The 20,018-nt window shown below is 61.5% G+C and carries 16 protein-coding genes, 2 tRNA genes and 1 pseudogene; 13 read left to right on the forward strand and 6 right to left on the reverse strand.

The window, feature by feature from the left end; all coding sequences use genetic code 11:
- Window positions 1-5: 5 nt before the first annotated feature.
- Complete coding sequence (locus tag C7W88_RS13960) at window positions 6-1,451, reverse strand: tetratricopeptide repeat protein (protein WP_162896065.1); 1,446 nt, start codon at window positions 1,449-1,451, stop codon at window positions 6-8.
- 252 nt (window positions 1,452-1,703) lie between these two features.
- Between C7W88_RS13960 and C7W88_RS13965 the strand changes: the two genes are divergently transcribed.
- Window positions 1,704-2,420: a cistern family PEP-CTERM protein gene (locus tag C7W88_RS13965; protein ID WP_118073991.1), complete on the forward strand. Its 717-nt coding sequence runs from the start codon at window positions 1,704-1,706 to the stop codon at window positions 2,418-2,420.
- A 58-nt stretch (window positions 2,421-2,478) separates the two neighbouring features.
- Here the strand turns inward: C7W88_RS13965 and C7W88_RS13970 are convergent, their stop codons facing one another.
- Window positions 2,479-3,984 (reverse strand): tetratricopeptide repeat protein, encoded by a 1,506-nt coding sequence (locus tag C7W88_RS13970; protein WP_118073992.1) that lies wholly within the window; start codon window positions 3,982-3,984, stop codon window positions 2,479-2,481.
- Between the two features lie 113 nt (window positions 3,985-4,097).
- Between C7W88_RS13970 and ychF the strand changes: the two genes are divergently transcribed.
- Window positions 4,098-5,198 carry a redox-regulated ATPase YchF gene (gene ychF, locus C7W88_RS13975; RefSeq protein WP_118073993.1) on the forward strand — a complete coding sequence of 367 codons (1,101 nt, stop codon included), beginning with the start codon at window positions 4,098-4,100 and terminating at the stop codon, window positions 5,196-5,198.
- 3 nt (window positions 5,199-5,201) lie between these two features.
- Here the strand turns inward: ychF and C7W88_RS13980 are convergent, their stop codons facing one another.
- A complete protein-coding gene (locus tag C7W88_RS13980) occupies window positions 5,202-5,597 on the reverse strand; it encodes a MerR family transcriptional regulator (RefSeq protein WP_118073994.1) in 396 nt (131 codons plus the stop codon).
- A 44-nt stretch (window positions 5,598-5,641) separates the two neighbouring features.
- On the opposite strand from C7W88_RS13980, the gene C7W88_RS13985 reads away from it, so the two are divergent.
- The 3 genes from C7W88_RS13985 to C7W88_RS13995 all read left to right on the forward strand — a co-directional run bounded on the left by C7W88_RS13985 (window position 5,642) and on the right by C7W88_RS13995 (window position 7,759).
- On the forward strand, window positions 5,642-6,403 hold the full coding sequence (locus tag C7W88_RS13985) for a MauE/DoxX family redox-associated membrane protein (protein ID WP_118073995.1): 762 nt from the start codon (window positions 5,642-5,644) through the stop codon (window positions 6,401-6,403).
- 62 nt (window positions 6,404-6,465) lie between these two features.
- On the forward strand, window positions 6,466-7,269 hold the full coding sequence (locus C7W88_RS13990; protein WP_118073996.1) for a DUF1206 domain-containing protein: 804 nt from the start codon (window positions 6,466-6,468) through the stop codon (window positions 7,267-7,269).
- 43 nt (window positions 7,270-7,312) lie between these two features.
- Window positions 7,313-7,759 carry a MaoC family dehydratase gene (locus C7W88_RS13995; protein ID WP_118073997.1) on the forward strand — a complete coding sequence of 149 codons (447 nt, stop codon included), beginning with the start codon at window positions 7,313-7,315 and terminating at the stop codon, window positions 7,757-7,759.
- Window positions 7,760-7,763: 4 nt separating this feature from the next.
- On the opposite strand, the gene C7W88_RS14000 is transcribed toward C7W88_RS13995, so the two are convergent.
- Window positions 7,764-8,258, reverse strand: coding sequence for a hypothetical protein (locus C7W88_RS14000; RefSeq protein ID WP_118073998.1), 495 nt, complete (start codon window positions 8,256-8,258; stop codon window positions 7,764-7,766).
- Window positions 8,258-10,056, reverse strand: a pseudogene (mutL, locus tag C7W88_RS14005) (DNA mismatch repair endonuclease MutL). The gene C7W88_RS14000 and the pseudogene mutL overlap by 1 nt, the downstream one beginning before the upstream one ends.
- Window positions 10,057-10,243: 187 nt before the next feature.
- Here mutL and C7W88_RS14010 point away from each other — a divergent pair.
- The 8 genes from C7W88_RS14010 (at window position 10,244) to C7W88_RS14045 (ending at window position 16,732) form a co-directional block, all read left to right on the forward strand.
- Window positions 10,244-11,290, forward strand: a complete 1,047-nt coding sequence (locus C7W88_RS14010) for a rod shape-determining protein (RefSeq protein WP_039331208.1) — start codon at window positions 10,244-10,246, stop codon at window positions 11,288-11,290.
- A gap of 50 nt (window positions 11,291-11,340) precedes the next feature.
- The gene (gene mreC, locus C7W88_RS14015) at window positions 11,341-12,273 is read left to right on the forward strand and encodes a rod shape-determining protein MreC (protein ID WP_240344673.1); all 933 of its coding nucleotides are present in this window, start codon (window positions 11,341-11,343) and stop codon (window positions 12,271-12,273) included.
- Window positions 12,273-12,824 carry a rod shape-determining protein MreD gene (locus tag C7W88_RS14020; protein WP_240344675.1) on the forward strand — a complete coding sequence of 184 codons (552 nt, stop codon included), beginning with the start codon at window positions 12,273-12,275 and terminating at the stop codon, window positions 12,822-12,824. Before mreC ends, C7W88_RS14020 begins: the two co-directional genes overlap by 1 nt.
- 2 nt (window positions 12,825-12,826) lie before the next feature.
- Window positions 12,827-14,908: a penicillin-binding protein 2 gene (mrdA, locus tag C7W88_RS14025; protein ID WP_118074000.1), complete on the forward strand. Its 2,082-nt coding sequence runs from the start codon at window positions 12,827-12,829 to the stop codon at window positions 14,906-14,908.
- Entirely contained in the window at window positions 14,908-16,023 is a 1,116-nt protein-coding gene (gene rodA, locus C7W88_RS14030) for a rod shape-determining protein RodA (protein ID WP_118074001.1), read from the forward strand. The genes mrdA and rodA overlap by 1 nt, the downstream gene beginning before the upstream one ends.
- A 78-nt stretch (window positions 16,024-16,101) precedes the next feature.
- A tRNA-Lys gene (locus tag C7W88_RS14035) sits at window positions 16,102-16,177 on the forward strand.
- A 46-nt stretch (window positions 16,178-16,223) separates the two neighbouring features.
- Window positions 16,224-16,299 (forward strand) — tRNA-Lys (locus C7W88_RS14040).
- A gap of 91 nt (window positions 16,300-16,390) precedes the next feature.
- Window positions 16,391-16,732: a putative quinol monooxygenase gene (locus tag C7W88_RS14045; protein WP_162896066.1), complete on the forward strand. Its 342-nt coding sequence runs from the start codon at window positions 16,391-16,393 to the stop codon at window positions 16,730-16,732.
- A 70-nt stretch (window positions 16,733-16,802) separates the two neighbouring features.
- Here the strand turns inward: C7W88_RS14045 and C7W88_RS14050 are convergent, their stop codons facing one another.
- Entirely contained in the window at window positions 16,803-19,733 is a 2,931-nt protein-coding gene (locus C7W88_RS14050; RefSeq protein ID WP_118074003.1) for a TonB-dependent receptor, read from the reverse strand.
- Window positions 19,734-20,018 lie beyond the last annotated feature (285 nt).

Below are 20,018 nucleotides of genomic sequence, written 5' to 3' on the forward strand. Positions count from 1 at the left end.
CGCTATCAGGTGCCGGTCTGCGCCTGATAGCGGGCCAAAGTGCTGCGAAATACGGCGTTGGTCGGCTCGGCCGAACTTGCCTTGCGAAGCAGGTCGATTGCCGTGGGCATATCCCTTCCAGCCCGGGCGCGGACCAAGCCTGCCATGTACAACGTATCAGGATCATCGGGACGCAAGGCGCGAGCCTTGTCCGCAGCCTTGATCGCCTCCTCGCCTTTCCCGACATGGCTGAGGGCAAGCGCCAGTCGCTTGAGGACTTCTGCGTCGTCACCTGAATGCGCGAGCTGCGCATAGGCCTCCGCAGCGGCACTCCAATCTTCACGCGCCAATGCCGCCTGACCCTCAGCTGCCAATGTCTTGATCTGTCCCGCCTGGGCGGCACGCAACCGCGCGCGCAGCAGCGCTGCATCAACAAGACCCGCTGCCTCGGCCGCCTTTGCCGCCAGCTCGAGCTCGCGCGGACCAGCCAGCTGGCTGTCGGCAAGAGGCCGTACCGTTCCGAAAGCGGCAAGCGAATCTCCGGTCGCCAGTTGCGCTTCGGCCAGCATGATGCGGGCAAAAGGATTGTTCGGCGACCGCGTCAGTGCCCTTTGGAACATCGCTCTGGCCTGTTCGGGATGTCCGGTCCGCAACATCGCCTCGGCATAGCTGAGCCCGTTGGCGGACAGGGGATCAAGATCCCGCTCCTGCTTTGCCAGCAGCGAACGAACCTTTTCCCATTCGCCTTTCATCGACGCAAACTGCACCTGCAGATCCTGCACGCGCGGATCATCTGGCGCAATCGCAGCGGCCCGCGAAGTCATGGCCAGCGCATCGTCGACCTTGCCCTGAAGATCGAAAGCGTTTGCCCTTGCAATCCATGGGTCGGGCACGCGCGGATACTTCTCGGCCATCTGTTCGAGAATTGCGTGCGCTACTGCAAATTTGCCCCGTCTTACAGCGATGTCAGCGCCGATCAGCGATGCATCGAATGCCCCTGCATCCAACTTCGACAGAGCTTCGACCTGCCGTGATGCCGCGTCGAGATCCTGCGCTGTGATGAGGAAGCGCGCATAGTCGCGAAGGAGAAGCGCATCGTCCCCCGCTGCTGCGCCCCGCTGCAAGGCAGCGAACGCGCCCGCTGTGTCTCCCTTGACAGACAACGCGGCGGCCCTGACCCGCTCTGCGGCAGACGACGCATCCTGCCCGAGAAGTGCCAGCGCCTCGTCCACATTGCCACGCAAGACGGCCGCCTCGGCACGGATCAGCGACAATTCGGCCTGTGATCCGCCCGAGCGTTCCAAGCGTGAGGCCGTGGCGGTTGCTCCCTCGCCATCGCCTAACCGGAGCTGCACTGAAGCCAGCATGCGAAGAATTGCCGGATCGTCACCAGCTTCGGCCAGAGCCGCCGTGAGGTCAACCTTGGCTGCGCCCAGTTCCATTCCCGCAATCTCACGTTCTGCGCGAGCCAAACGATCAGCGACATCATCGCCGCAACCAGTGAGGGCAAGAAGGAGGGCAAGTGCGAGGCGGGACGTCATGAGCGTTAGATGCCATGCACCGCTGAATCTTTGGTGAAAGTGGAGGAGGTTCGATGGTCGCGCCTGTCGAGAAATCTTACGACCACGTAGTTGTTAATCATTACAAATGGCTGAAATCCGTAATTGGCACAGTGATTGCTTTCCTGACAATTAACCGAATTTCGGTTCAGGGGAGCAGTTTCGATGACCTTCAGAAAAGTTCTCGCGGGCCTCGCTGCCAGCGCAGCAATGATGGCAGCCGCACCTGCCTTTGCCGATTCCGTTACGCTCGGCTCGGGCGATATCGGCAACAGCTTCACGCTGAATTATGACGGATTCTCCGGCGGGACGACGATCAACGGCCTTACCGGCTCGACCACGTTCAAGCTGACCGGCATCTCCGGCAACGACTATACGTTCGACTACAGCGTTTCCAACACCAGCTCATCGCCGGTGACGGATTCGCGCATCTCGAGCTTTGCGTTCAACACCGATCCCACCATCTCGTCGGCCGCCAGCACCGGTGCATTCTCGTACACCACGCTGAACTCGAACTATCCGAACGGCATTGGCACCGTCGACGTGTGCTTCAAGGATGCCCAGACCGGTAGCTGTGCCGGCGGCGGCAGCGGCGGCCTGACGCTTGGCGAAACCGGCACCGGTTCGTTCACGCTGAGCTTCTCGCAGCCGGTCAGCTCGCTGACGCTCAGCGACTTCTATGTGCGCTACCAGTCGATCAGCGGCGTACCGGGCATCAGCTCGGCCAGCGGATCGGGCACGCTGAGCAGCACGGGCGGATCTACGGGCGGTACACCTGTTCCCGAGCCGGGCATGCTGGGCCTGTTTGGCATCGGACTCGTCGGCCTCGCCATGGCACGCCGTCGCCAGACTGCGCCGCGCCTTCTCGCGGTCGCAGTCTGACAGCAGCGGAAATTCGCGGAAGGGAGCCCGCAGACGCGGGCTCCCTTTTCGTTTGCGTTCAGCCCTTCTCGGCGCTGCGCAAATGCCCTGCAATGGTGGCATTGCCTGGAGCCTTGGCGGCGGCTTCGCGCAGAAGGGTCAGCCCGCGAGAACGGTCCTTGCCGCTCTCGACCAGAAGCCAGCCCAGCGTATCGAGGACCGATGCACTCGTCGGCGCGGCCTTGTAGGCACGCTCAGCAAACTCTATCGCCTTGGCCTTGTTGCCGACCATCCCCTGGGCATAGGCCATATTGTTGAGGATCAGCGGGTTCTTCCCATCCGTCACGGCAAGCAGACGCTCGTAGGCGGCAATGGCATTGCCCCAGTTGGACTGCTTCATTGCCGTGTCGGCCTGAGCCAGCGTTGCCGCCAGCGCCTGTGCTGACGGAAACTTCGCCTTTTCCGCCAGCCTGGCCGCTGCCGGGTCACCCGAAGCCTCTGCAGCTTTCGCCAGAAGACGCAGATCTTCGGCGTCGGCTGTCTGGATTTCGGCGAAGGGGCGCATCGTCTCGACTGCGCCACGAGCGTCGCCAGCAGCCAGTTGCGCCTTGGCAAGTTCACGACGGAGTGTTGCACTGCCGGGATTGCGGGTGAGCAACGGCTGCAACTTGGCCCGCGCCTGCTCGGGCTGCTTCAAGGCTACGAGTGCTTGCGCGTAAAGCACCGTCGCTTCTTCCTTGTCGGCCAATTGGCTTTCATTTGCCTGGAGAATGCTTCGGACAGCGCCCCAATCACCGCGCGATGCGGCGGCACGCGCCTGAAGGTAGGCGACCTGCCACCCGCCTTTCACTTCTGCCAGCGACTTCAGGACCTCGTCCATTTCCTTGGCACGCCCGAGATCGCCGAGGACTGCGGCCTTGCCAGCAAGAGCGGCAAGATTGCCCGGGTAAGCCTTGGCTGCCGCGTCGTATGCCGCCAGCGCTTCAGCCAGCCTGCCTTCGGCCGTTGCCACCTCAGCCTCTGCCAGAAGAACATCGATCATCGCGCCGTCCGCCGCCTTCGCGCGATCCACCAATGAGCGAGCCTGCTTGATATCTCCGCCCATCAGGCTGAAGCGCGCATAATCTGCCAGCAGGCGCGCATCGGCCTTGCCCGCAGCCCCTGCTGCAAAGGCTTTTGCAGCCCCCTCCCGGTCGTCCTTACCCAGCAGGGCAAGAGCGCGAATGCGGTTAGCGGCAGCCGAAGTGTCCGCACCCAAAGCCGCCATTGCCTCATCCGGAAGACCGCGCAGCAGCATCGCCTCGGCCGTAAGCAGCGCAAAATCAGCGGGGCGCCTGCTCTCGGGGAGTTTCCCCAACGAAGTGCCAGCGGCAATGCCATCGCCCATGGCAAGGGCATTGCGGGCATGAAGTTCAAGGAGCGCAGGATCCTGTGGATTTGCTTCGAGTGCAGCCGCCAGATCGACCTGCGCGGCGCGATAGTCATGCGCCTGGAAAGATTTGCGCGCGCGATCGGCTCGCTCCTGCGGACTGTCGGTGCAGGCTGCCAGCAGCAGCGGCAAGGTCAGGAACGCCAGCTTCTTCATCGCAAATCTCTCCACGCTTGAAGCGCTTACTGCGCTCAATCCCTGAAATTTCCGTGAAGGTTTCCAAATCCGCCGCGCCCCGCTAAAGGCGCGGCCAGCCAAGGAGTTTGAAGATGGGTTTTCGTTGCGGGATCGTCGGCCTTCCCAACGTCGGCAAGTCGACGCTGTTCAACGCACTGACCGAAACGCAGGCGGCGCAGGCGGCGAATTATCCGTTCTGCACGATCGAGCCGAACGTCGGCAACGTGGGCGTCCCCGACCCGCGTCTTGACACTCTCGCCAAGATTGCGGGCAGCCAGAAGATCATTCCGACGCAACTGGGCTTTGTGGATATTGCCGGCCTCGTGCGTGGCGCGTCAAAGGGCGAAGGCCTTGGCAACCAGTTCCTCGGCAACATTCGTGAAGTGGACGCCATCGTTCACGTGCTGCGCTGTTTCGAGAACGATGACATCCAGCATGTCGACAACAAGGTCGACCCGATCTCGGACGCTGAAACGGTCGAGACGGAGCTGATGCTTTCGGACCTCGAGAGCCTTGAGAAGCGCGTGCCAGCTGCCGAGAAGAAGGCCAAGGCGGGCGACAAGGAATCGAAGGTCATTGCCTCGGTCCTGGGTCAAGCGCTCGAACTTCTGCGCGAAGGCAAGCCTGCCCGGCTGACCCAGCCAAAGGATGACGAGGAAGCCCGCGTGTTCAAGCAGGCCCAGCTGCTGACCGCCAAGCCGGTGCTTTATGTCTGCAACGTCGAGGAAGAGAGCGCAGCGGAGGGCAACGCTTTCTCCGCCCGGGTGTTCGAGAAGGCGAAGGCCGAGGGCGCCAATGCGGTGATCGTTTCGGCCGCGATCGAGTCCGAACTTGTGGGAATGGATCCGGAAGAGCGGTCGGTGTTTCTCGAGGAAATGGGCCTGCACGAAACCGGCCTCGCCCGCGTGATCCGCGCCGGGTATGAGTTGCTGCACCTGATCACCTTCTTCACCGTCGGCCCCAAGGAGGCGCGCGCTTGGACCGTGCATCTCGGCGCCAAGGCTCCTGAAGCGGCGGGCGAAATTCACTCCGACATGCAGCGCGGTTTCATCCGCGCCGAGACCATCGCCTATGACGATTTCGTCAGCCTCGGGGGCGAAAGTGCGGCGCGCGACGCAGGCAAGCTGCGGCAGGAAGGCAAGGAATACGTGGTGAAGGACGGTGACGTCCTCCACTTCAAATTCAACGTCTAAGCCTCAATTTTCGAAGGCGGCGATGATCGGACAGGGGCCGGCGCCGCCTTTCGCACATTCGCGGGCAAGCTTGCGAAGCGATTTTCGCGCTGCCTCCAGCCGCGCGATCTCATGCTCGATCGCCTCGAGACGAGCTTTTGCCATCTGTCGCGCGCGCGGTCGGTCGTGTCCGGCATCGAGAGCGAGCAATTCGGCGATCTCCGACAGCGTGAAGCCGGCGCCTTGGGCGCTGCGCACAAAGCGGAGGCGCCGCAGATCGTCCTCGCCGTAATGCCTGTGGCCTTCCCTGCCGCTGCGGGTTGGCCGGGGATCGTCCAGCAAGCCTTTGCGTTGATAGAAGCGTACCGTCTCGACGCCGACGGCGGCGCTTCTGGCGAGCTCGGAAATCGTCATCGCCATATCGCTTGACTCCGTACCATGGTACGCAGGTTATAGGTCCTTGCATGACAAACGCACAGACCCCGACTCGAACCGCCGTGCTCTATCGCATGGTCATGCCCAAACACATCTGCCCCTATGGCGTGAAGGTGAAGCACCTGCTCGAGCGCCAAGGTTATGAGGTGGAAGACCACTGGCTGCGGACACGAGAAGAAACCGATGCCTTCAAGCAGGCACATGACGTCAAAACTACTCCGCAAGTGTTCATCAACGGACAACGCATTGGCGGGCACGACGATACGCGGCGCTTCCTTGGCCTGAAAGTGGCCGATCCTGATGCGACGAGTTACGTTCCCGTCCTGGCCGTTTTCGCGATCGCTGGGGCCCTGGCTCTTGCCGTCAGTCATGCGACTTTCGGCACGCCCTTCACACAAAGGGCGATTGAATGGTTCATTGCCTTCGCCATGGCCCTTCTCGCCATGCTCAAGCTGCAGGACGTCGACCGGTTTGCAACGATGTTCCTGGGCTATGACTTGCTGGCCCGGCGATGGGTGCCCTACGCCTATCTCTATCCATTTGGGGAAGCGCTTGCCGGCGTTCTGATGGCGGCGCGAGCACTGCCCTGGCTGTCCATTCCGATTGCCCTGTTCATCGGTACCATCGGCGGCATCTCGGTCTTCTACGCAGTCTATGTCCAGCGGCGCGAGCTCAAGTGTGCCTGCGTAGGCGGGTCGGGGCGCGTTCCGCTGGGGTTTGTTTCGCTCACCGAAAATGTGGTGATGGTTGGCATGGCTTTGTGGATGCTGTTCATGCCGACGATGAACTGACTGCCCGGCACCGGTTGGCCTCCGGCGCGTTCCATGCCCGAACAGGAAAAAGGAACGCGCTGGTGGTCGACAAGTCGGAGAAAGTGGTGTGGCTGGCGCGAGTGGGATTTGCGGCACGCGGCCTCGTCTACGTCCTGTTGGGATACCTCGCGCTGACAGCGGAAAAGTCTGACATCGATGATGGCGCCGGCGATATCTTTCGGGTGCTGAACGCGATCCCGGGTGGCCCGGTTGTCCTGTATGTCGCAGCAGCAGGCCTGGTAGGTTACGCGATGTATCGGCTTTCTGCGGCGCTCTTCGATATCGAGCGCAAGGGCACTTCCTGGAAGGGGCGTGCATCGAGAGTGGGCTATCTCACCAGCGCTGTGATCCATCTCGGTCTTGCCTGGACAGCCGCACGGATCGCCAGCGGCGCACGTGGCGCAGGTGAAGATTCGTCCGCACAGATGGCTGGTGGCGTGCTTGATTTCCCCTTCGGCAGCACTATTTTGGGCATTATCGGCGTGGGTATCCTGATTGCAGCAATATTCCAGGCACGCAGCGCCGTGACGACGGGCTTTATGCGCCACATTTCCTCACACGCGCCCAGCTTCACATGCTGGATCGGCCGTGCCGGGCATGCTGCGCGAGCTGTGGTTATGGCCCTGATCGGGTGGTCACTGCTGCGCACCGCGTGGTTCGGCGAGAGCCAAGAAGTCGTTTCGCTGGGGAAAGCCATCAACAATCTGCGAGACATGGAGACTGGCTTCCAGTTCGTGGCAGCAGGACTTCTGCTGTTCGGCATCTTCAGCATCATCACCGCGCGATACCGGATCATTCCGGACCCTACCCCGCCTGCCAAGGGTCTGCGGGCGATCACGATTTAATCGCGCGATTGACTTTGTGCGTCCAAGCCGCAAACCTGCCGAAATGATGTATTTCGAAGATATCGAACCCGGCGCAGTCCAGCGGTTCGGAAGCTATGCCGTCAACCGCGAGGAAGTAATCGAATTTGCGTCAAAATATGACCCGCAGCCTTTTCACTTGAGCGACGAGGCAGCAGCAGAGACCCATTTCGGTCGGCTGTCTGCCAGCGGCTGGCATACTTGCGCCATGACGATGGCGATGCTGGTGGAGAACCTGAAGGAGCGCAAGCAGGCGGGGCTTGGCTCGCCGGGCCTCGACGAGATCCGCTGGCTCAAGCCGGTCTATCCCGGCGATACGCTCAGCGTCGAAACCGAGATTGTCGACAAGAAGCGGAGCTCGTCGAGGCCGGAAATGGGGAGCTTCCGCTCGAACGTCAGGGTGTATAATCAGGACGGCGTGGTGGTGATGACTATGAAGTCGATTGGCCTGATCCGCACCAGAGAAGCCTGAGGCTTCAAATCGCCTTGCACTGGACGTCCCCCGTCGCCTCGTAGACCGGGCGCTCGAAGGCGTCGGTCACGACCATCTTTCCCTTGAACTGCTCGGTCGTGCCGACCGGCGTGACCGGCCCGACCGTGGTCAGTGTGACAGCGTTCTCCTTGCCGGTGTAGCGGGAGAAACTGCCTTTGGGCAGCTTCGCCGAACCGGCATCAGGAGCGAGAACCTGAACGTGATCGCCGTACTTGATCACGCCTCGCTTGTCCTGCGCCAGAAGCACTGCGCCGAGACCGCCACCATCGGCGACAAAAGCGCAGCCGGTGCCGTGGAGCTTGTTGATGGTGATGTCAGGATAAAGGATCGGCTGCAGATCCAATGCCTTGACTGGAGGCTTCCCGTCCTGCGCGGCGTTGACGGCGGCAATAGCTTCGGCGTCGGTCGGCTCCTTTTCGGAGCAGGCAACCAAGCCGAGGAACAACAGCGAAATCAAGGCCAAACGTCGGTGCAGCATCACTTTCTCCCGAACAGCTTCTCGATGTCACCGTGCGCCAGCTTGACCCACGTCGGGCGACCATGGTTGCATTGCCCGGAGCGCGGCGTCACTTCCATTTCGCGCAACAGGGCGTTCATTTCGGCAACCGAAAGCTGGCGGCCTGCGCGGACGGAGCCGTGGCAAGCCATGGTGGCGAGGACCAAGTCGAGTTTTTCACCCAGGAGCAGTGCATCGCCATGATGCGCGAGATCGTCGGCGACGTCGGCAACAAGCTTTGCCGGATCGCCCTTTGCCAGAGCCGCAGGCACCGCGCGGACCAGCATGGCGTTCGGCCCGAAGCGCTCCAGCGCGAGACCGAACTCGGCAAGCTTGGGAGCAGCTTCTTCCAGCCTGTCGCACGCGACTTCTTCGAGTTCCACAACTTCAGGGATCAGCAACGCCTGGGCAGGCGCGGTGCCCTGCCCCGCCCCGGCCGCGCGCAGCCGTTCGAGCACGAGACGTTCATGCGCCGCGTGCTGGTCCACAATTACAAGACCGTCTTCCGCCTCTGCGACGATATAAGTGTTGGAGATCTGTCCCCGGGCAACGCCAAGGGGTGCTGCGCGGATTCGGTAACCGGTTCGATGGCGACTTCGGCTCGCGCCTGTGGCGGCGCGAGAACGGATTGCTCGTAGCCACGCCACGCTTGCCCAGCCTCGCTTACGCGCGGCTCGGGATGCCATTGTTGCGAGAACATGCTTGCCTGGGAGCCAGGTGAAGGTGACGGCACGATCGGCTCCGCCTGCCATGCCGCCATCGCGCTCGCCGCAGGGGCTTGTGCACTACGCTGGTCGCCAGTGGACAAGGCATGACGCAGGCCTGAAACCACCATACCACGAACCAGCGCCGGATCGCGGAAGCGGACTTCGGACTTGGCGGGATGGACGTTGACGTCGACTTCGGTCGCCGGGACCTGCAGGAACAGTGCGAGCACCGCGTGGCGATCGCGTGCCAGCATATCGGCATAGGCTCCGCGCACTGCACCGATCAGCAGGCGATCCTTCACCGGGCGACCATTGACGAACAGGTACTGGTGATCGGCAACACCGCGATTGTAGGTCGGCAACCCGGCAATGCCAGTAAGGTGGTAGTCGCCCCGGTACAGGTCTACCTCGACGGAATTACCGGACAACTCTCGGGCAACAAGTTGAGCGACGCGCGCTTCGAGCGTGTCTCCGGCCTGCACATGCAGCGCCCGGCGACCATCATGTTCGAGTGTGAAGCCGAGATCGGGCCGGGCCATCGCGAGGCGGCGAACGACATCTGACGCGGCCGCCCATTCCGAACGCGGGCTGCGCAGGAACTTGCGGCGAGCGGGAATCTTCTCGAACAGTTGCTCCACCCGGACGCGCGTACCCGGGGGAAGCGCCGCGGGTCCTTCTGCCACGAGCGTGCCATTGTCGACCACGCGCTTCCAGCCCTCTGCGCAGCCTTGCGGCCGGGATTCGATGGTGATGCGGGCGACGGAGGCGATTGACGGCAAGGCTTCTCCTCGAAACCCGAGGGTTTCGACCATCTCGATCGCCTCATCTGGAAGCTTGGACGTGGCATGGCGTTCGAGTGCCAGCTCGATCTCGTCGGGGCGCATGCCGCACCCGTCGTCGGACACCTCGATCAAGGCCAATCCGCCTTCGGACAGGCGCACGTGGAGATGGCTTGCGCCTGCGTCGATGGCGTTTTCAACCAGCTCCTTGAGCGCGCTTGCGGGGCGCTCGACCACCTCGCCGGCAGCAATGCGGTTGATGAGCGTCTCGGGAAGGCGGCGGATGACTCGCATGGTCCTGTCACAACTAGCGCCGAAGCCGATTTATTTCGAGACAAGCGGTGAAGTTATCCGTCCAATCCCGCACAAACCCATGGGCTTTGCGACAGCCGCCTGCTAGGAAGCCGCCTTCCCGGGCGCACTTTCTGGAGGGTCTGGCGCGTGCCCGTGCGCCAAACCGCAGATTATCACGGATTCTTAGATGGCTTCGATCTTTTCCCGATTCTTCAAGTTCGGTTCCCAGAACATCGCGATCGACCTCGGCACGGCCAACACACTGGTTTACGTGCAGGATCGCGGCATCGTGCTAAACGAACCTTCAGTCGTCGCCATCGAGACGATCAACGGGATCAAGCGGGTCAAGGCCGTGGGCGACGACGCCAAGATGATGATGGGCAAGACACCGGACAACATCGAAGCCATCCGCCCGCTTCGGGACGGCGTGATCGCCGACATCGAAGTCGCCGAGGAAATGATCAAGCACTTCATCCGCAAGGTGCACGGATCCAAGAGCCTCCTGCGCTACCCCGAAATCGTGATCTGCGTGCCATCCGGTTCCACCAGCGTGGAACGCCGCGCCATTCGTGACGCGGCCAGCAATGCCGGTGCGAGCCAGGTCTACCTTATCCTTGAACCAATGGCGGCGGCGATCGGCGCGGACATGCCCGTGACCGAGCCAGTCGGCTCGATGGTTGTCGACATCGGCGGTGGAACCACCGAGGTTGCGGTCCTTTCGTTGCGTGGCCTTGCCTATACGACGTCGGTACGCGTGGGTGGCGACAAGATGGACGAAGCGATCGTGTCCTACGTCCGCCGTCATCACAACTTGCTGATCGGTGAAGCCACGGCGGAGCGCATCAAGAAGGACTACGGCATCGCCACGGCCCCAGCTGACGGCATCGGCGAAACGATCCACATCAAGGGTCGCGACCTCGTAAATGGCGTGCCTAAGGAAATCACGATTACGCAGGCAAATATCGCCGAAGCGCTGTCCGAACCAATCGGCGCGATCGTCGAAGGCGTGCGCATCGCACTCGAAAACACGGCGCCCGAACTTGCCGCAGACATCGTCGACCAAGGCATCGTGCTGACTGGTGGCGGTGCGCTGATCCGCGGTCTCGACGAGCATCTGCGCGAGGAAACCGGCCTGCCTGTCAGCGTCGCTGAAGATCCACTGTCGTGCGTCGCGCTCGGCACCGGGCGCGCCATGGAAGACCAGATCTACCGCGGCGTGCTGATGACCGCCTGAGGCAATTCAGGTATTGCTGACACACACGGGTTGCATCGCGGCGCGGTTCCATGCGCCGGATTGAAGGGGTTGAACGGATGGCGCGGTCGCAGGACCGGCGCCCGGGCTATTCGCGCAGGGCGCAGTACGGAATCTTCACCGGCTACGTTGTCGCCATTCTTGGCGTCGTGGCGGGTGTTGCCGTGCTCATAACTTCGCTCGTAAATCCGGATGCATTCTCCTTTGCACGAAGCGCGGCTGCCGAAGTCGCCCGGCCAGTCGGTCGGGCCGGCGCGACCGGGCGCACAACCGGTCAGGGCGTGTTCGCTGCGATTGGAGCCTACTTCAATGCCGGTCGCCAAAATGCCGAGCTGCGCCGGGAGGTGGAGGAAGCACGAGCCAACGCGGTTTCGATGCAATCGCTGCAGAATGAGAACCGCAGGCTCAAGTCACTGCTTGGTATCGTCGATCCGCAACGCAAACCCGTCGCGACTGTGCGGCTGATCGGATCGACCGCGGCGAGCACGCGGCGCTATGCCATCATCGATTCCGGAACATCGAGTGGTGTGCGCCCAGGGCTTCCGGTACGGGCGGCGTCAGGCCTGATCGGCCGCGTGGTGGAAGCTGGTCCGGGCACGGCCCGCGTTCTGCTCGTCACCGATCCCGAAAACGTCGTTCCCGTAAAGAGGGCCCGCGATGGGTTGACCGCCTTTGTCCAGGGGGCCTCCAACGGCCGGATAGACATCCGCCTGATCAATCAGGGCATCAATCCGGTCAAGGCTGGCGATGTATTCGTGACGTCGGGATCCGGCGGCCTTTATCCGCCCGGCATCCCGGTGGCGGTGGCAACAGAGCCGCATCGCGACGGCGCTATCGGGCACCTTGCCGCAGATCCCGCGGACAACGAATTCGTCATTGTCGAGCCCGCCTACAGCGCGGCTGCTCGTGCAGAGATGGAAGCAATCGAGGAACGTGGCGCCAAGAGCGCCGCAGGGGAGCCATAGTGCTCGGCCCGCTGCGCGGAACGCCCGAAGAGATCGCGCGCAAGCGGATCAATCGCGAGCCTTGGCCGGTCCTCGCAATCGGGCTTCCATGGGCCACGATCATGCTGGCTTCGATGGCGAGTTTTTCGCCAGTAATAGCCTCAGCCCCGGTAATGCCGCCATTCGCCTACATGATGCTGCTTGCGTGGCGCATGATGCGCCCCGGCATGCTGCCACTGTGGGCCGGCCTGCCGCTGGGACTTGTCGATGATCTGTACTCGGGCATGCCGTTCGGATCGGGCATCGTTCTGTGGTCTGCGACGATGCTCGTCATGGAACTGATTGACGAAAAGTTCCTGTGGCGTGGCTTTGTGCAGGACTGGCTGGCCGCGAGCGCGTTGATCGCCGCATATCTGTTCCTGACATCCACGTTGGCAGGCCTTGCAGTCGCTTATCCTCTGCCGACTGTGATCGTGCCCCAGTTGCTGATTTCGGTGGTGCTATATCCGGTCATTACGCGACTGGTGGCGTTGCTAGACCGCATCCGCCTGCTTCCGCTGAAGAGGATCTGACCATGCGGCAAAAGCTGCCGGTCACCTCGGCGATCCTGGCAAACCGGTTCGAGAGAAGAAGCTTCGTGCTGGGTGCGCTGCAAGGTGGCGTGGGCCTGCTGTTGGCGACGCGGCTGGGCTATCTGGCCGTGGCGCAGAACGAGAAGTATCAGGCCGCATCCGAGAGCAACCGCGTGAACCTCACGCTCATCCCACCACGCCGGGGTTGGGTGCTGGATCGGTTCGGCAAGGCCCTTGCCGCCAACCGCGCGGATTTTCGCGTCGATCTCATTCCTGACCGCGTGGACGATCCGGACAGGACAATGGCCACCTTGGCCGGCTTGCTGTCTCTCCCGCCTGACAAGGTGCGCGATATCCGCGACAAGCTTGACAAGGCGCGGGGGTTCCAGCCCGTCGAAGTCGCCTCCAGTCTTGATTGGGACAAGTTCGCAGCGGTTTCGGTCCGTCTGCCGGAACTGCCCGGCGTCATCCCACAGAGAGGCTACTCCCGGTATTACCCCGCCGGCGCTTCGGTAGGACACCTAGTAGGCTATGTGGGCGCCGCATCGGCAGAGGATTACGAAAAGGAGCGCAATCCGCTCCTGATCACTCCGGGCTTCAAGATCGGCAAGGATGGTCTGGAAAAGCACTTCGAGGCGAGGCTGCGCGGTGTCCCCGGAGCCCGTCGTGTCGAAGCGACCGCGTCAGGACGCATCGTACGCGATCTCGGCACGCGAGAAGATGTGCCCGGCAAGCCGATAGCCCTGACGATCAACGCGGGCCTTCAGGACTACGCAGCCCGGCGCATCGGCCTGGAGTCCGGATCGGTCGTGGTCATGGATTGCGAGACTGGCGACATTCTTGCCATGGCATCGATGCCAAGCTTCGATCCCAACAGCTTCTCTGACGGCATCGGCCGTGTCGAATGGAAGATGCTGTCCGAGGATGACCACGTGCCGCTGCGCAACAAGGTGCTCCGCGGACTGTACCCGCCGGGATCGACCGTCAAGCCGATGGTGGCACTCTCGTTCCTCGAAGCCGGGCTGGATCCCAATGCGAGCGTTGGGTGCGGTGGCGGCCTTCGCGTCGGCAATCGCGTGTTCCACTGCTGGAACCGGCGCGGCCACGGCACGGTCGACATGGCCAAGGGCATCTACCAGTCCTGCGACGTGTACTTCTACCATTTCGCCCAACAGATCGGGATGGACAAGATCGCCACGATGGCACGCAGGCTGGGACTTGGGCAGGAGTTCCCGATGCCCTACCCCGGCCAATCCTATGGCACGGTTCCCGATCCCGCGTGGAAGCTTCGCAAATACAAGAAGGAATGGGCCCTCTACGACACCGTAAACGCGACGATTGGCCAAGGGTATATGCTGGTCAATCCGCTTCAGCAGGCCGTCATGGCTTCGCGCATTGCATCAGGGCGTGAGGTCATGCCGCGGCTGTTGCTGGATCGTAATGCGCCCCCTGTGAAGTCAATGGGTTTCTCGCAGGAGCACCTCGATTACATCCACGCTGCCATGAGCGAAGTAGTCAACGGCCGTGGCACGGCTGGGAGAGCACGGCTGCCGGTTGACAATGTGCTCCTTGCCGGAAAGACCGGCACAGCGCAGGTCGTCGGTCTCAACATCGCCAATGGGAAGAGCGGGGCCTGGAAGTACCGCGACCATGGGCACTTCATTTGCTTCGCACCGTTCGACAAGCCGAAATACGCCTGCGCAGTGGTGATCGAACACGGCGGCGGTTCGGCGGCTGCCTATCCCATCGCACGAGACGTGATGACGTACATCTTCGCCCCGGACAAGGCGATGGCCGTGCTCGAGGAATTCGAGAAGCAGTGGGGTGGCAACGTCCAGCAGCGCATGGCTTCACGATACAACGCGTTTGCCGCCAAATATGGTGAGACCGCGCCGAAGACCGTCCCGGACGACGAGGCCTTGACCGAACGGGTAGAGGATGGCCGCAAGACAGCCGAAGAGCCCGCAACGGCACAGACTGACGCTGCGGCGCCCCGGCCGGAGCCTGAACAGCCCGCGCCCATGATTGTCATGCAACCGGCAGCGCCGACCGCTGCGCCCCCTGTAACGACAGGGGGACAGTGATGCCTCGCGCTTACGTACCGGCGGCGATTGCCAGGCAACCATGGGGCGTCCTGCTTCCCCTGATTGCTCTGGTCACCTTCGGTGCGGCGGTGCTGGATTCGGCAGCGGGAGGGCGCTTCGAAATCTGGTCGATGTCGCACTTGCTGCGCTTTGCAGTCTTCCTCATCATGGCGATGGTCATCGCCCGTCTGCCACAGGAATTGTTCAGGCGCATGGCCATGCCGGTCTACGTGGTCCTATGCCTGCTGCTGGTTCTCGTCGAACTGATCGGCGGCGTCGGCGGTGGCAGCCAGCGCTGGCTGAACCTTGGCTTCATGACGTTGCAACCCTCGGAACTGATGAAGCCCGGCATCGTGCTGGTTCTGGCGTGGTTCTATTCCGTTCTGCCCATCGGCGAAACCCAAGGCTGGCGGGGACTCCTGCCCGCAGTGATCCTGCTTGCTGTCCCGGCAGGCCTGGTCATGCTGCAGCCAGATCTTGGTACCGGCCTGGCGATCAGTTTCGGCGCGGTGATCGTGATGTTTCTGGCCGGCCTGCCGTTGCGCTGGTTCCTTGGCGCAGGTGCGGCCGGTCTTGTTGCCGCGCCAATCGCCTTCTTTTTCCTGCTGCACGATTATCAACGCAACCGCGTGCTGGTATTCCTTGATCCGGAAAGTGACCCGCTTGGCACGGGATATCACATCACGCAGTCGAAGATCGCGATTGGTTCGGGCGGGATCTTCGGCAAGGGATTTGGCAACGGATCGCAGAGCCACCTGAACTATCTGCCGGAAGCGCACACAGATTTCGTCTTTGCGACGATGGCGGAAGAGTGGGGCATGCTGGGCGGCCTGTTCGTGCTCATCGTGTTTGGCCTGATTTTCCGCTGGGGCTTGAAGGTTGCCAACAGGGCGCCGGATCGCTTCTCGCGCCTGCTCGCTGCCGGCATGACGATGACGATCTTCTTCTACATGTGCATCAATCTGATGATGGTCATGGGCCTGGCACCGGTGGTCGGAATTCCGCTGCCCTGGATGAGCCATGGCGGGTCGTCCATGATGACAAACATGATCTGCATAGGATCGATCATGGCGGTTGAACGCTGGAGCCGGTCAGGTCCGCGAAGCCTGTCCTGAAAAACGCAAATTTGGGGCTTGGCAGGGCTGAGAAAATCGTTATTGGGGCGGCTCCCGAACGGGAATGCCTGATGGCATGGACGCATAGCTCAGTTGGTAGAGCAGCTGACTCTTAATCAGCGGGTCCTAGGTTCGAGCCCTAGTGCGTCCACCACCATCGCCTTCCCCTTGCCGCCACCAAGCGGTTTCTTGCCGGGTACGGACGCATAGCTCAGTTGGTAGAGCAGCTGACTCTTAATCAGCGGGTCCTAGGTTCGAGCCCTAGTGCGTCCACCACCTCCCAGCCAACCAAACCTGTTGGAAACGCCAATTCCGCCTTGGCGTGCGTACGCGTAGCTTCTTGTCATCACGAACAAGGAGAGCATGCGTGGAACGGGTGACACTGTGGGGATGGATAGACTTTGAAGGCCGAGATGCGGCAGCGATTGTCCGGGGCGGCGCGCAGTTCATACTGCCGACGTACGAAGAACGCGGATGCATCCATTATGTCTGGAACGCCGATCCGCTGAAGCCTGATCGTATCTGGGTATTCGAGGAGTGGGATAGCGTCGATGCGCTGGCCGAGCACCTTGAAGGGCCGCTCTACCGTTCCATGGCGGGCTACCTTGCGGAAGCGGGGATGACCGGCGCTGAAGTCGACAAGTATCGCGTGATCCAGAAGCAGCCGGTGTATGACGGCAGCGGGGTCCCACAGGCGGCGTTCGACTGATTTTCAATAAAAAGCGCCGGAACCCGCAGGTCCCGGCGCAAGGTTTTCGCGTCTGGTTCGACGTCGAAGCTTAGAACTTGAAACCGGCAGCCACACCGTAGCGGCGCGGTTCCAGCGTGAAGATGTTGGTGAACAGACCGGAAGACTGGTCGGTCACGTAGAGACCGGTAGTCGCGTTGTTGTTGGTGATGTTCTGGATGTAGCCACGCAGGTACCAGCGATCGTCACGGCCGTTGAGCTGGATCTGGGCGTTCATGACCTCGTAGCCCTTGATCCGGTTGATGTTGCCGTTGAAGATCGTGCCGTAGCTCTCACCGGTGTAGTTGATGTCGAAGCGGGGCACGATCGACATATCGCCCATCTCGATCGTGTACTGGATACCGGCCGACCACTTGAACTCCGGCGCCTGCGGCAGCTGATTACCACGGACATTCTTTTCGATGCCTGAGCTGACGCGGATGCCGCCGAAAGCAGCGCCCGCCGGACCGGCTGCCGCACCCGCAAGAGCACCGCAGATCGAGAAGGCACCGGTGGTGTTGGTGCCCGGTATAGGTGTTGTAGGCCGTAGACCGACGCCAGCGTTGACCGCATTGACGAAGCCGTTCGCGGCAGCTGCACTAGCCCCGGTAACGGCACAGTTCGAACCAAGCGTGATGTCCTTGATAATCACCGTATCGGAACGGCCGGCCGAGACATCGCGGGTATCAACGAAGAACTGATCTCCAACGACCTTGGACTTGAGGTAGCTTGCCGAGACGTTGACCAGCAAGTTGCGCGTTGGCGCCATGATGGCTTCGGCTTCTAGACCGTAAATGTTGGCGTCGATGTTGTCGTTGACCGATGTACGCGCTGTGATGCGGCTGAGCTGCAGATCCTTGTAGCGATAATAGAACGCCGAGAGGTTCAATTGCAGCGCGCCGAACCGGTTCTTCGAACCGATTTCGAAGGAGTCGACCGATTCCGGCTTGAACGAGTCATTTACCGAGCCGACCGAAAGCGGCGGGTTGATACCACCTGACTTGTAGCCGCGCGAGTACGACAGGTAGATGAGGTTGTCCGGACTGATCTGGTAATCAAGCACGGCGCGTCCGGTGAAGCGTCCGAAGCTGACGGAACGCTCCTGGAACGGTTGGACAAGCGGGGTGCCCTTGTCAAAGTCAGCCGTAGCGAAATTCAAAGCCTTCTCGAGTGATTCAGCCCCCACTACTGCATAAATCGCATTACCGCCGGCGAACTCGCTCGAAAGTCCGTCGCTAAGCAGGGTCGTGCGAGCGCGCGTGAACTTCTTGTCGTGGTTGTAACGAAGGCCGAGGGTCAGCTTCACCTTGTCGTTGAACTGGAAGTACGTCTCACCGAAGATTCCGTAGCTGTCGAGTGTGCCGCGGTCGGTATTGCTGCGGAAGAACGGCGACGGGCGGAAAACGGCCCGTGGACCGAACGCTCCACTTGCAGCCGCAGCGGCTCCAAGAAGGCCGGAGGCGTAATCCAGACCGAAGGAGTTCACATAGTAACTGTTGTTCGTGGTGATGCCGCGAAGATAGTTCGCACCGATCAGGAAATTGAACATCCCGTCAAAGTCGGAGTCGATATGGGCTTCGGCAGCATATTGCTTGTAGGTCTGGCTCGATTCATCAAAGTCGAGTGAGGTGTTGGCGCAGATCGCCTTGTTCCCCGCACCGTAAACGCCAACGTTGTTGGGATCGATATCGGACTGGCAAATTTTGCCAGTCGGACCGTTGGGGATCAGGCGAGCAGCAATTGGTGCGAATGCGAATCCGAGCGCCGGGTTCTGCGCAAAGGCAGCAAGGGCGAACAAACCTGGATTGCCAACGAGGCTGCGTTCGACGGCAAGGTTGTAGTCTGTACGGCTGCGAACTTCGTTTCGCGAATAGCCCGCGGTAACATTGAGCGTAAGGCTGTCGCCAAGAGCCTGCTGCAGCTTGCCCTGGTAGACTTCTTCTTCCGCGAAATAGGTCGGCAGGTAGTCGATATTGACAGTGCGGACATCGGTCGGATTGACCGCCCCCGAGAAGTTGTCGCCATCGTCAGCGTAGATGCTGCCGAGACCGAGTGGGCGGAATGTCGGTGAAACCGCGATGCCGAAGAATTCACGCGAGGTCAGCAGCGCTGCCAAGGTAGAGTCTGCGTTCGTCGTTTCGTTGGCAAGCTTGTCGGGCAAGCATCCCAGGATGCCCGTTGGATCGCGATGACAGAGCTGCTTCTGGACGCGGCTGCGGCTGTCGTTTTCACGGAAGTAGTAGGCGGACAGATCGATCGTGGTGTCTGGGCTCGGCTCCCACCGGAGCGAACCGCGCAGCGCGTACATATCGCGCCCGTCGATGCGGCTGTTGGTGCCGAGGTTGTAGGTGTACCCGTCGCGGCGCGTGTACATGCCGGCCACGCGAACGCCGAGCGTTTCGCCGAGCGGCACGTTGACCATGCCCTTCAAGCGGACAGAATTGTACTTGCCGTAGTCGGCCTCACCGGCAGCACCGAACCCGGAAAGATCGGGTTTGGCGGTGATGATGTTAACCACACCAGAGGTTGCGTTGCGACCGAACAGAGTGCCCTGCGGACCACGCAGGACCTCGATGCGCTCAAGATCGAAGAACTCGGTCTCGAACAGGCGGCTTTGCACCATCGGCATATCGTTCAGGTGGATGCCGGTAGCAGAGTCGCACGAGACGCCGACGCAAAGATCGCCGATGCCGCGGATCGTGAAGCTGGACGAGGTGAAGTTCGTCTTGGTGAAGGTGACGTTGGGCAACGAAAGCTGCAGGTCAGAAGAGTTCTGAATCTGCTGCTTGGTCAGGTTTTCGGCCGAGAATGCAGAGACCGCGATCGGCACATCCTGCAGCGACTGGGCCTGGCGTTGCGCTGTAACGATGATTTCCTGCAGACCAACGCCTTCATCGGCGGACTGCGGTGCATTCTGGGCGAAAACCGGTGTTGCGACGGCTGCGGCACACACGCCCGCAAGCAGGGAAAGCTTGCCCCTCATAGTCAGACCTCTCTCTCCAGCGGCCCCCGTCATTAACCGCGGGTGACCTGGTGGACAGGACATAACTTCAGCAATTCTTTGTCAACCGGATAATTAAAAATGGGCGTTTCCGTAGGGGAACCTCGTTGCAGTCGAGACCATTTCGAAACTTTTGCATGAAAATGCATGACATTTCGATGATTAAAACTATGCGCAGCTCGACATTATGATGTGCGAAAGCCGCTTTTAGGCTCTAATGATCTGCTCGGCGAATCAGAAAGAGAATCGCCAACCGTTGCATGGCGA

The sequence above is a fragment of the Novosphingobium sp. THN1 genome (assembly GCF_003454795.1).
In the GTDB taxonomy this organism is placed as follows: domain Bacteria; phylum Pseudomonadota; class Alphaproteobacteria; order Sphingomonadales; family Sphingomonadaceae; genus Novosphingobium.

Coding starts and splice junctions, on each gene's coding strand:
- C7W88_RS13965 (WP_118073991.1), top strand. CDS start 1,704: ATGACCTTCAGAAAAGTTCTCGCGGGCCTCGCTGCCAGCGCAGCAATG.
- C7W88_RS13970 (WP_118073992.1), bottom strand. CDS start 3,984: ATGAAGAAGCTGGCGTTCCTGACCTTGCCGCTGCTGCTGGCAGCCTGC.
- ychF (WP_118073993.1), top strand. CDS start 4,098: ATGGGTTTTCGTTGCGGGATCGTCGGCCTTCCCAACGTCGGCAAGTCG.
- C7W88_RS13980 (WP_118073994.1), bottom strand. CDS start 5,597: ATGGCGATGACGATTTCCGAGCTCGCCAGAAGCGCCGCCGTCGGCGTC.
- C7W88_RS13985 (WP_118073995.1), top strand. CDS start 5,642: ATGACAAACGCACAGACCCCGACTCGAACCGCCGTGCTCTATCGCATG.
- C7W88_RS13995 (WP_118073997.1), top strand. CDS start 7,313: ATGATGTATTTCGAAGATATCGAACCCGGCGCAGTCCAGCGGTTCGGA.
- C7W88_RS14000 (WP_118073998.1), bottom strand. CDS start 8,258: ATGCTGCACCGACGTTTGGCCTTGATTTCGCTGTTGTTCCTCGGCTTG.
- C7W88_RS14010 (WP_039331208.1), top strand. CDS start 10,244: ATGGCTTCGATCTTTTCCCGATTCTTCAAGTTCGGTTCCCAGAACATC.
- mreC (WP_240344673.1), top strand. CDS start 11,341: ATGCGCCGGATTGAAGGGGTTGAACGGATGGCGCGGTCGCAGGACCGG.
- mrdA (WP_118074000.1), top strand. CDS start 12,827: ATGCGGCAAAAGCTGCCGGTCACCTCGGCGATCCTGGCAAACCGGTTC.
- rodA (WP_118074001.1), top strand. CDS start 14,908: ATGCCTCGCGCTTACGTACCGGCGGCGATTGCCAGGCAACCATGGGGC.
- C7W88_RS14050 (WP_118074003.1), bottom strand. CDS start 19,733: ATGAGGGGCAAGCTTTCCCTGCTTGCGGGCGTGTGTGCCGCAGCCGTC.